The organism is Micromonospora sp. NPDC047740 (assembly GCF_043204735.1).
Taxonomy (GTDB): Bacteria; Actinomycetota; Actinomycetes; order Mycobacteriales; family Micromonosporaceae; genus Micromonospora.
This window is the reverse complement of record NZ_JBIDCT010000011.1, coordinates 274883-285705: the sequence shown is the minus strand read 5'-3', so window position 1 is coordinate 285705 and position 10823 is coordinate 274883. Positions and strand designations below refer to the sequence as shown.

Here is a 10823-nt window from a genome sequence, read left to right as displayed (position 1 = left end):
GGGCGACGGTGATCTATCTGGAAGACCTGCGGTCGATGGAAGCGCGGGGCATGGGGCACAGCCTGAACACGCGCCTGTCCCAGCAGGTCCGCGGACAAATCAGCGACCGGATGCGGCACCTCGCCGCCGAGCACGGGATCGCCGTGGTCACCGTCCCCGCCCACAACACCTCCAAACACTGCCCGCAATGTTTGACCCCGCTACAGCACCGTAAAGCCCCCGACCGCCCCACCACACCGGGATGGAAATGGGCCATCTGCCCCAACACCCGGTGCGGTTGGCAGGGCGACCGCGACCACGGCGCCTGGCGGCGCATCGCCGCCCGCGGCCTCACCCACCAAGCCAAAACCGTCACCGACAAGACCAGCGGACACATGGTGATCCGCACGGTCGTCGACGAGCTCGAGGCCAGCGCCGTCGTCACCCCAAGCACCTCTAATGCCAGCCGGAGGGATCGGTCGAAGACCAGCCCCACCCGGCACAAGCCACCACGCCCCGCGCCCAGGCGACGCAGGGCACCCTCCCCCACCCGGCCCCACGGTCAGGCGGGCAAGCGTCCGGAGGGACACGCACCAACGGACCGGAAGCTGCCCCGCGCAGCCCACCGACACCAGAGCGTGAACACGATCAGCACACCCACCACCGCCGGCCACCGGCCACGAGGAGCCGCCTTGGGCGCGGGATTCCATCTCCACGCCCACGCGACCCCACCACGGTGGGAAACGATTCCGGAAACTCAATCCGACTCAGGATCGCAAAGCTGATCAGGGACGCTGACCGGCTTCCGCCGGGGCAGCACCTCCAGCACCTGGGTCGCCTCGTCGTCGAGCTGATCCCAGAGGCATTCGGGTGCCCGGGCGGGCGGCGCCAGGTCGTATCCGATCCGCCCCACCTCCTCGAGCACGTGCGCGACACCGGTGACCAGCCGGGCCTTGCTGTGCTCGCGCAGCAGCTCGTGCGCGCCCACGGACATCGCCGAGGTGACCGGGCCCGGCACCACCATTCCCGGTCGACCGACCCCGATCGCACGGTTGAGAGTCTGGGTGGCGCCCCTGCGCGCCGCAGCCTCCACCAGCACCGTCCCCAGCGTGCCGGCCGCGATCACCCGGTTGCGGATGAGGAACCGGGGCCGCAGCGGGTCCGTGCCCGGCATCCACTCGCTGACCAGCAGGCCGGTCTCCGCGATCCGGTCGAAGAGCGCCGCGTTGCCCATCGGGTACGGGCGGTCCACCCCGCAGGCCAGCAGGGCGACGGTCCGGCCCTTCAGGTGCTCGACCCGGGCCGGGCCGGCGGCGGGAAGCCGGACTTCGAGGACGTCGAAGCGGACCTCCTCGGCGCTGGTGCCGGTCTCGGCCAGCCACCGGGCGGCCAGGCCGCGCAGCCGGCGCGCCTTCGCCGGCACCACCGCCTCGGCCGGGCTGCCGAAGTCGTCGCTCCGGCGGGTCTTCACCTCGCAGAACGCGAGCACCTCGCCCTCCCAGGCGATGACGTCGATCTCCCCGTCGGGGCACCGCCAGTTCCGGGCGACCGGGCGCAGCCCCGCCGCGATCAGGTGCCGGACCGCGTACCGCTCGCCGTACGCGCCGACGGCCTGGTTCCGCTTCGTCATGCCGCCCACGGTGCGCCCACCTCGGGTCGGGAGGCGGGTCCCGGCCGGCCCCCTGTGGACGGGGCGCCCTGTGGACGGGCGGACGATCATGCCCGTGCTGTGCTAGCGACCTCACCAGCAGGCCACCGCCAGGCCGCCGGGGAATGGCCGTGGACGGATCAGTCGGCACGATCCACGACATTTCGGAGCAGTCGCCGATCACTCACCGTGTGCCCCGTTATGAGGCGGTATTAACCGCGCTGACCTGCGGCAATGTCGGGCTGAAGGGCGGTTGGCGGGCGGGATGGCGGTCGCATACCGTGCCGGTCGTGGACGGACGACGGAGCTTTCCTGAAGATCAGCAGGGGCCGCGCTGGAGCGATCCCGGGTACGCCGACCCGGACTGGCGGGCGGCTGGTGAGGCGCGCTACCGCGACGACGACTTCCGGGCCCCCGAGCAGCGTGCCGGCGGCGAGGGCCGGTACGCCGACCCGGCCCGGTTCGGTGCGGCCGAACCGCTGGACGACGACACCGAGAGCTACCGGCGGTCGCGCCGGCTGGACGACTCCGGGGAGATCTCCGGCGAGTTGCCGGGCGGTCGCAGCGGCCGACGGGCGGCCCGCGAGGTCGGCGATCCGCTCGGCGGCGCGTCGCGGGAGAGCGCCGGCGATCCGTTCGGCGGGGTCTCGCGGGAGAGCGGCGGCGAGCCGTTCGGCGGGGTCTCGCGGGAGAGCGGCGGCGAGCCGTTCGGCGGCGACCCACGGCCCGGCCCGCTGGCCGGCTACCCGGTCGTCGAGCCGGCCCGTCCGGCCGAGCCGGCGCACGTGGGCCCGGCCCCGATCACCGTCGGGGACCGGCCGGCGCACGGCGCGCCCACGCCGCTGATCGTGGGGGAGCGGCCCGCCGTGCCGGCGCCGGAGGTGGTGACCACTCCGATGCCGCACCCGCTGGAGATGCCGACCGGGCCGATGCCCTCGGTGGCGCCCCGGCTGGACGGGCCACCACCCGGCGACGGGGTCTACCGGACCCGCCGGCCGGCGCTCGCGGTGCTGCTGGCGCTGCTGGTGCTCGCGCTGGAGGTCCCGGCGCTGCGGGTGCTCCTCCGGGGCGTGGTGGGTGACCCGATCTCCACCTCGCACGTCGTGGTCGGCACGTTCCTGGTGGTCGGGCTGCCGATCTTCGGTGCCGGTCTGTACGGGTTGCGGACCGGCGGCCTGGCGCTGGCCGACGGCAGCCGGGGCTGGCTGCGGCCGCCGACGGCGTATCTGACCGTCGGGCTGGTGCTCTTCGTCGCCGCGGCGCTCGCCGCCCGCTGACCTCCGCTGCCGTACCCCAGGACCCGGGCATTTCCGGACGGTGGGTGCCTGACGGCAGTCGGCGGCCCACACACTCCCGGAACGTGCGTGGATCATGGATCACCCACCGGGTTCCGCACCCGTGTCCCGCACCCCGGGACCGGTGCACAGGGGGAGGGCGTACACTGGTCGACTGGCGACCGCCTCGCGCGGTCGACCTCGCGTGCCCTCTCCACGGACAGCTTCGTGGGGCGCCGGCCTCCCTGGTCCCGATCTTGGTCGGGCCCGTCACGGCCGACGACCGGGCGCCAGGACGCCCGGCCGCCGGCCGGGCGAGACAACCAGGGATCGCAAGGAGTACCCACCATGGCCGTCGTGACCATGCGCCAGCTGCTGGAGAGCGGTGTCCACTTCGGGCACCAGACCCGGCGGTGGAACCCGAAGATGAAGCGCTTCATCTTCACCGAGCGCAACGGCATCTACATCATCGACCTGCGCCAGACCCTCGACTACATCGAGAAGGCGTACGACTTCGTGCGCAACACCGTCGCCGGTGGCGGCAGCATCCTCTTCGTCGGCACCAAGAAGCAGGCCCAGGAGGCCATCGCCGAGCAGGCGACCCGGGTGGGCCAGCCGTACGTGAACCACCGCTGGCTCGGCGGCATGCTGACCAACTTCCAGACGGTGTACAAGCGGCTCCAGCGGATGAAGGAGCTGGAGGCCCTGGGTGACCTGAGCGGCACTGCCGCCGGTTACACCAAGAAGGAGACCCTGCAGCTCTCCCGCGAGAAGGACAAGCTGACCAAGACCCTCGGTGGTCTGCGGGACATGCAGAAGCTCCCGGCCGCGGTCTGGGTGGTCGACACCAAGAAGGAGCACATCGCCGTCGACGAGGCCCGCAAGCTGGGCATCCCGGTGATCGCCGTGCTCGACACCAACTGCGACCCGGACGAGGTCGACTTCCCGATCCCGGGCAACGACGACGCCATCCGCTCGGCCGAGCTGCTGACCAAGGTCGTCGCCGCCGCCGTCGCCGACGGCCTGATCGCCCGCTCCGGCCGGGGCCGCGGCACCGACGAGAAGCCCGAGCCGGGCCAGGTCGGCGCCGACGAGCCGCTGGCCGAGTGGGAGCGCGAGCTGCTCGAGGAGCCGAAGAAGGGCGACGAGCAGCCGGCGACCGCCGCCGCGGAGTGATCGCGCCGTCGCGTCCCCACCGTCCGATTTCCCGGCCGGTGGGGCGCGGCGGGTACGCCGGGCACATCCGGCCCGGATCCGGGTAACCGGGACCCAGACCATCCCACCGCAGTCTCAAGACCCGAAGAGAGAGTCATGTCCAACTTCACCGCCGCGGACGTCAAGAAGCTCCGCGACCTCACCGGCGCCGGCATGATGGACTGCAAGAAGGCGCTGACCGAGGCGGAGGGCGACTTCGACAAGGCCGTCGAGATCCTGCGCGTCAAGGGCGCCAAGGACGTCGGCAAGCGGGCCGGCCGCACGGCCGCCAACGGCCTCATCGCCCACGCCGGCCAGGCGCTGCTCGAGCTCAACTGCGAGACCGACTTCGTCGCCAAGAACGACGCCTTCATCGCGCTGGCCCAGCAGCTGGTCGAGCACGGTGTCGCCAGCGGCGTCTCCACCGCCGAGGAGCTGCTCGCCAGCACCCTCGACGGCAAGAGCGTCGCCGACCTGGTCCAGGAGCAGTCCGCCAAGATCGGCGAGAAGCTGGTGCTCAACCGCTTCGCCAAGCTCGACGGCACCACCGCGGTCTACCTGCACCGCAAGAGCCAGGACCTGCCGCCGGCCGTGGGTGTGCTGGTGCAGTACGCCGGCAAGACCGACGAGGCCGCCGACGCGGACGCCCGCGGCGTGGCCATGCAGATCGCCGCCATGCGGCCGAGGTACCTGACCCGGGACGAGGTCCCGGCCGACGTCGTCGAGTCCGAGCGGCGGATCGCCGAGCAGACCGCCCGCGAGGAGAACAAGCCCGAGGCGGCGCTGCCGAAGATCGTCGAGGGTCGGGTCAACGCCTTCTTCAAGGACTTCGTCCTGCTGGAGCAGGCGTCGGTCGCCGACAACAAGAAGACGGTGAAGCAGCTGCTGGCCGAGGCCGGCATCGAGGTGACCCGCTTCGTCCGGTTCGAGGTCGGCCAGGCCTGAGCCGCCGCATCGGGCGTATGACGCGCCCGTGCGCAGGGAAACGTCGACGAGGAGGCCGCTGGTGTACGTGACAGGCACCGCGGCCTCCTCGTCGCATAGGGTCGGCAGCGGCAGGTACGCGGGACGCGGCGCACGTGCGGTGCGCGACGGAAGGGGCGGTGCGGATGACGCAGGTTGTGAGTGACCGGAGCCTGGCGGCGGATGATCCGACCGCCCCACCGCCGGGCCGGGCCCGCCGGGTGGTGCTGAAGCTCTCCGGCGAGGTCTTCGGCGGCGGCGCGATCGGTGTCGACCCGGACGTCGTGCAGGGCATCGCCCGGCAGATCGCCACCGTGGTCCGCCGCGGCGTGCAGGTCTCCGTGGTGGTCGGCGGCGGCAACTTCTTCCGCGGTGCGGAGCTGCAGAAGCGTGGCATGGACCGGGCCCGGGCGGACTACATGGGCATGCTCGGCACGGTGATGAACTGCCTGGCCCTCCAGGACTTCCTGGAGAAGGAGGGCATCGAGACCCGGGTGCAGACCGCGATCACCATGGCCCAGGTCGCCGAGCCGTACATCCCGCTGCGGGCGATCCGGCATCTGGAGAAGGGCCGTGTGGTCATCTTCGGCGCCGGCGCCGGCATGCCGTACTTCTCCACCGACACCGTCGCCGCCCAGCGGGCGTTGGAGATTCGCGCCGACGTGGTGCTGATGAGCAAGAACGGCGTGGACGCGGTCTACACCGCGGACCCCCGGATCGACCCGACGGCGAGCAAGCTCGACTCGATCACCTTCTCGGAGGTGCTGCGCCGCAACCTGCGGGTGGCCGACGCCGCGGCGTTCAGCCTCTGCATGGAGAACGGCCTGCCGATGCTGGTCTTCGGCGCCGAGGGCGACGACACCATCGTCCGTGCCGTCAGCGGCGAGAAGATCGGCACCCTGATCACCGCCTGAACGGCCCCGAGCCGGCAGCGGCCCTCCGAACCACAGCAGCACAGCCACGACGAGCAACAGAAGGAGGCGAGGAGACCGGTGATCGACGACACCCTCCTCGAGGCCGAGGAGAAGATGGAGCGTGCCATCGAGCACGCCAAGGAAGAGTTCGGCGGCATCCGCACCGGTCGCGCCAACGCCGCGATGTTCTCCCGGATCGTCATCGACTACTACGGCAGCCCCACCCCGCTGCCGCAGATGGCGTCCATCGCGGTCCCCGAGCCGCGCATGGTGATCATCAAGCCGTACGACAACTCGCAGCTGGGCGCCATGGAGAAGGCGATCCGCGACTCCGACCTCGGCGTGAACCCGAACAACGAGGGCAACCAGCTGCGCATCGTGCTCCCGCAGATGACCGAGGAGCGGCGGCGCGAGATGATCAAGGTGGCCCGGCACAAGGGCGAAGAGGCCAAGGTCGCCGTCCGCAACATCCGCCGCAAGGCCAAGGAGGAGCTGGACCGCCTGGTCAAGGACGGCGAGGTCGGCGAGGACGAGGGCCGGCGCGCCGAGAAGGAGCTGGACGACCTGACCCAGCGTTTCGTCGCCACCGTCGACGAGTTGGTCAAGCACAAGGAGAACGAGCTGCTCGAGGTCTGAGCGGCCCGAGCACCTGCCACGGCACCGGTGTGCCGCCACCCCTACCGGATGGCGGGCCCGGTGCCGTCGCCGTGGTGGGACCATCGTCCGCCGTGCCGGCTCCCTGGGTGCAGTAGGCTCGGCACGATTCCCACCACCGCTGGGTGAACAGCGGGGATCGGCCGGCCGTCGGGCCGGTCAACCGGAACAGTCGCGCGTGTAGGGGATGGTTTTGATCTTGCGTCATGTGGTGGCTCCCGTACCGCTTCCGCTCGGTACGTGATGTCCCACCCCGACCCCTACAGCGCCGCCGAGCCGCGCGGCTGGGACCGGCCGGCCGCGCTGCCGTGGCCGGAGGCCGACGTCGAGCCGGGGCCGTGGCGACGGCCCGGCGCCCCCGAGGCGTACGCGGAGCCGCACGGGCGGCCCCGCCCCGCCGCCGACCCGTACGCCCGTCCGGGCGACGGGTACGACGCGCCCGGCCGCCGGCCGTACGACGAGCGCCCGGGCCCGGACCGCGACGAGCGCGGCTATCGGGACGATCAGCGCTGGCGCGACGGCCAGGAGTGGCGCGACGGGGGCCGGGGCTACCGCGAGCCCGGCCCGGAGGATCCCCGGTACCGGGACGCGGGCCCGCGCAGCCATGGCGAGGGCGATCCCGGCGACGGTGACCCGCGCGACCGGGGCCCCGGCGGCCCCCGGGGTGGACGCCCCGGCGTGCCCTACGACGAGTACCCCACTGCCCAGATCGCCCCGGTACACGACGACGACTCGACCGCCCAGTTCGCCCCGGTACGCGACGAACCGGCTGCCCACCTCGCCGGCCGGGACGAGCCGGAGCCGGAGTCGTCGGCCGGTCGGCGCCCGCGCGGCCGCCGGCGGGCCAGCGCGGACCGGCCTCCGACGGCCCAGCCGTCGTCGGGCCGGGCCGGCCGTAACCTGCCGGCCGCGATCGCCGTCGGGTTGGCTCTCGGCGCGGCGATCGTGGTGCCGCTCTTCTTCTACCTGCCGGCGTTCCTCGCCGTGATCGCCGCGGCGATCGGGATCGGCATCTGGGAGATGGCCCGGGCGGTGCGCCGCAGCGGGGCCCACCCGCCGCTGGTGCCGTTGATCGCCGGCGGCGTGATCACCGTCGGGCTGGCCTGGTTCGCCGGCCCGGACGCGCTGAGTCTCGGCCTGCTGGTCACCGTGCTCGGCACGATGATCTGGCGGTTGGGCGACGGCCCTGGCAACTATCAGCGGGACCTGACCGCGGCCACCCTGATCGCGGTGTACGTGCCGTTCCTCGGCGGCTTCGCCGCGATGCTGGCGGCCGCCCCCGGTGACGGCCACCTGCGGGTGCTGGTCACCCTGGTCGCCGTGGTGCTCTCCGACACCGGCGGGTACGCCGCCGGGGTCGCCTTCGGCAAGCACCCGATGGCCCCGACGATCAGCCCGAAGAAGTCCTGGGAGGGCTTCGGCGGCTCGGTGACCGCGGCTGCGGCGGGCAGCGCCCTGCTGCTCTGGCTGCTCCTCGACGTGGCGCCCTGGTGGGGCGCGCTGTTCGGGGTGGCGATCTCCGGCGCGGCGGTCCTCGGTGACCTCGCCGAGTCGATGATCAAGCGGGATCTCGGGGTCAAGGACATGAGCAACCTGCTCCCCGGGCACGGCGGCCTGATGGACCGGCTCGACTCGATCCTGTTCGCGGTGCCGACGGCCTACCTGCTGCTGGCGATCTTCGTACCGGTGGTGGGCTGAGGGATGAATCACGTGGGTGGGTGCGCATCCGCCAGCCGGTCGGGGTCGATTCGGCCCCTACGGACGGGTGCGCCCCGCTCCGGGCGTGTCAGACTGGACGCGCCATGACGAGTCTCCCCCTGATCTCCGTAGACCCCGACGCCCGCGGCCGCCGACCGGCGATGCCGCCCCGCCACCTCGCCGACCTGGACCTGCCGGGCCGGCAGGCGCTCGTCGCCGAGCTGGGGGAGCCGAAGTTCCGCGCCAAGCAGGTCTCGAACCACTACTTCGGCCGCCTGGTCCGCGACCCCGCGCAGATGACCGACCTGCCGGCGGCCACCCGGGAGCGGCTGGCCACCACGCTGCTGCCCACGCTGCTCACCCCGGTCCGCGAGCTGGCCTGCGACGACGGCGCGACGCGCAAGGCGCTCTGGCGGCTGCACGACGGTTCGCTGGTGGAGAGCGTGCTGATGGGCTACCCGGACCGGGTCACCGTCTGCATCTCCAGCCAGGCCGGCTGCGGCATGGCCTGCCCGTTCTGCGCCACCGGCCAGGCCGGGCTGACCCGAAACCTCTCCACCGCTGAGATCGTCGACCAGGCGGTCTACCTCGCCGGGGTGGCGGCCTCGGGGGCGGTGGCCGGCTCGCCACCGCGCCTGTCGCACGTTGTCTTCATGGGCATGGGCGAGCCGCTGGCCAACTACTCCCGGGTGGTGGCGGCGATCCGCCGGCTGGTGGCGCCGGCCCCGGAGGGGCTCGGCCTGTCCCAGCGGCACATCACCGTCTCCACGGTCGGGCTGGTCCCGGCCATCCGCCGACTGGCCAGCGAAGACCTCGCGGTGACTCTTGCGTTGTCGCTGCACGCCCCCGATGATGAGCTGCGCGACGAACTCGTCCCGGTCAACCAGCGCTGGAAGGTGTCCGAGGTGCTGGACGCGGCGTGGGAATACGCAGCTACGACAGGGCGTCGCGTGTCGATCGAGTACGCGATGATCAAGGACGTGAACGACCAGCCGTGGAGAGCCGATCTGCTCGGACGGCTACTGGCCGGCAAGCTGGCCCACGTGAACCTCATCCCACTCAACCCGACTCCGGGCAGCCGCTGGGACGCCAGCCCGAAGCCGGTCGAGCGGGAGTTCGTCCGGCGGTTGCGCGAAGCCGGGGTGTCGACCACGGTGCGGGACACCCGGGGGCGCGAGATCGACGGTGCGTGTGGGCAGCTCGCCGCCGCCGAGGACAGGGACACCGACCCACCGCGCAAGGCAACGGTGTGACCGGGCGTAGCGAACGAGACCAGGAGACATAGTGGCGAGTCAGGGTCAGCGTTTCCGGCGTAAGGCGCTCCGCCGGGGATACAAGGTTGACGAGGTGGACGCCTTCCTGGACCGGGTGGAGGCGACGCTCGCCGGTCAGCCGGTCGGCGCGCCCGTGGCCTCCCAGGAGGTCCACGACGTCGTCTTCCGGGTCCGGTTCAACGGCTACGACGAGTGGCAGGTCGACCTGCACCTCGACCGGGTGGAGCGGCAGCTGGCCGAGCTGGAGGAACGCGGCGGCGTTCCGGGCGGGCGCGGCGGCGACCCCCGGATGAGCGACCGGCTGGGCCCGCCGATGCGCGACGACCGGGGCCTGTCCCCGGCGCCGCAGCCGCCGCCCCGGCCGATGCCCGCGCAGCCCGGCCCGCCCGACCGCTACGGCAGCCGCTACGACGAGCCGGCCGGCGCCAGCCGCTACGACGACCCCACCGGCGCTGGCCGCTATGACGATCCCATCGGCGGCGGTCGCTACGACGAGCCCACCGGCGCCTTCGCCGGTGGCTACGACGGCCCGCGCGGGTACGACGCGCCGCGTGGCCCGGCCGGCCCGGGACCGATGGGTCCCAACGCCCCGATGGGGCACGGCGGCCCACCCTCCCGCGGCCTGCCCCCGGGCCCCGGCGGTTACGGCCCGGACGAGCGGTTCGACGGTTTCGAGGCCGGCCGGCGCGGTCGCCCCGACATGACCGCCGAGATCCGGATGCCCGACCGGGACCCGCGTGACCCGCGTGGCCGTGGCCCGGCCGGCCCGCCGCACCTGCCTCAGCAGGGCTTCGGGGGTGGCCCGGGCATGTCCGGCCCGCCGATGGCCGGTCCGCCCGTTGCGGGGCCGCCGATGGCCGGTCCGCCTGTCCCGGGGCCGCCGATGGTCGGCCCGCCGATGGCTGGCCCGCCCGGCAGCGATCTCTACCGGGTGGATCAGATCCGGCGCAGCTTCCAGGTCCGCCGCTTCGGCAGCGGCTACGACCCGGATCAGGTCGACCGGTTCTTCGACAGCCTGCTCGGCGGCATGCAGGGCCGCAACCCGATGCCGGTGAACCCGAACGACCTGGACACCCTGCGCTTCGGGCTGGTGCCGGGCGGCTACTTCGAGGCCGAGGTCGACGCCGCCCTCAAGGACGTGCAGGACATCCTGCTCGGCCGCTGATCCGCAGACGACGAGGGCCCGCCCCGGTTGGGGGCGGGCCCTCGGGCGTACCGGTCGAGC

General features: G+C 72.8%; 9 protein-coding genes and 2 pseudogenes. 9 read left to right on the top strand and 2 right to left on the bottom strand.

The features are described 5' to 3' along the window. Positions 1 to 764 (top strand): zinc ribbon domain-containing protein (locus tag ACGF4F_RS22205; RefSeq protein WP_393079817.1); only part of this gene is annotated, 764 nt, incomplete at its 5' end. On the opposite strand, the pseudogene ACGF4F_RS22200 reads toward ACGF4F_RS22205, so the two are convergent. Further along, positions 764 to 1261, bottom strand: a pseudogene (locus ACGF4F_RS22200) (DNA-processing protein DprA); the annotation flags it as partial. The gene ACGF4F_RS22205 and the pseudogene ACGF4F_RS22200 overlap by 1 nt on opposite strands. Beyond that, a pseudogene (locus ACGF4F_RS22195) lies at positions 1259 to 1609 on the bottom strand (YraN family protein); the annotation flags it as partial. The pseudogenes ACGF4F_RS22195 and ACGF4F_RS22200, both read right to left, overlap by 3 nt. Positions 1610 to 1908: 299 nt before the next feature. Between ACGF4F_RS22195 and ACGF4F_RS22190 the strand changes: the two are divergent. The 8 genes from ACGF4F_RS22190 to ACGF4F_RS22155 all read left to right on the top strand — a co-directional run bounded on the left by ACGF4F_RS22190 (position 1909) and on the right by ACGF4F_RS22155 (position 10763). Beyond that, positions 1909 to 2904 carry a hypothetical protein gene (locus ACGF4F_RS22190; RefSeq protein ID WP_393079814.1) on the top strand — a complete coding sequence of 332 codons (996 nt, stop codon included), beginning with the start codon at positions 1909 to 1911 and terminating at the stop codon, positions 2902 to 2904. Positions 2905 to 3249: 345 nt separating this feature from the next. Then, positions 3250 to 4077, top strand: coding sequence for a 30S ribosomal protein S2 (gene rpsB, locus ACGF4F_RS22185; RefSeq protein ID WP_073832538.1), 828 nt, complete (start codon positions 3250 to 3252; stop codon positions 4075 to 4077). A gap of 135 nt (positions 4078 to 4212) precedes the next feature. After that, entirely contained in the window at positions 4213 to 5040 is an 828-nt protein-coding gene (tsf, locus tag ACGF4F_RS22180; protein WP_357433666.1) for a translation elongation factor Ts, read from the top strand. A 164-nt stretch (positions 5041 to 5204) separates the two neighbouring features. Continuing rightward, entirely contained in the window at positions 5205 to 5972 is a 768-nt protein-coding gene (gene pyrH / locus ACGF4F_RS22175) for a UMP kinase (RefSeq protein WP_073832711.1), read from the top strand. Between the two features lie 78 nt (positions 5973 to 6050). Beyond that, positions 6051 to 6608 carry a ribosome recycling factor gene (gene frr / locus ACGF4F_RS22170; RefSeq protein ID WP_357433664.1) on the top strand — a complete coding sequence of 186 codons (558 nt, stop codon included), beginning with the start codon at positions 6051 to 6053 and terminating at the stop codon, positions 6606 to 6608. A 261-nt stretch (positions 6609 to 6869) separates the two neighbouring features. Next, entirely contained in the window at positions 6870 to 8324 is a 1455-nt protein-coding gene (locus ACGF4F_RS22165; RefSeq protein WP_393079848.1) for a phosphatidate cytidylyltransferase, read from the top strand. Between the two features lie 104 nt (positions 8325 to 8428). Further along, entirely contained in the window at positions 8429 to 9577 is a 1149-nt protein-coding gene (rlmN, locus tag ACGF4F_RS22160) for a 23S rRNA (adenine(2503)-C(2))-methyltransferase RlmN (RefSeq protein ID WP_357433662.1), read from the top strand. Between the two features lie 31 nt (positions 9578 to 9608). Further along, the gene (locus ACGF4F_RS22155) at positions 9609 to 10763 is read left to right on the top strand and encodes a DivIVA domain-containing protein (RefSeq protein WP_357433660.1); all 1155 of its coding nucleotides are present in this window, start codon (positions 9609 to 9611) and stop codon (positions 10761 to 10763) included. Positions 10764 to 10823 lie beyond the last annotated feature (60 nt).

Bases quoted from the DNA above. Each gene is read 5' to 3' on its own strand.
- pyrH (WP_073832711.1), top strand. From the start codon at position 5,205: ATGACGCAGGTTGTGAGTGACCGGAGCCTGGCGGCGGATGATCCGACC.
- rlmN (WP_357433662.1), top strand. From the start codon at position 8,429: ATGACGAGTCTCCCCCTGATCTCCGTAGACCCCGACGCCCGCGGCCGC.
- ACGF4F_RS22165 (WP_393079848.1), top strand. From the start codon at position 6,870: ATGTCCCACCCCGACCCCTACAGCGCCGCCGAGCCGCGCGGCTGGGAC.
- tsf (WP_357433666.1), top strand. From the start codon at position 4,213: ATGTCCAACTTCACCGCCGCGGACGTCAAGAAGCTCCGCGACCTCACC.
- rpsB (WP_073832538.1), top strand. From the start codon at position 3,250: ATGGCCGTCGTGACCATGCGCCAGCTGCTGGAGAGCGGTGTCCACTTC.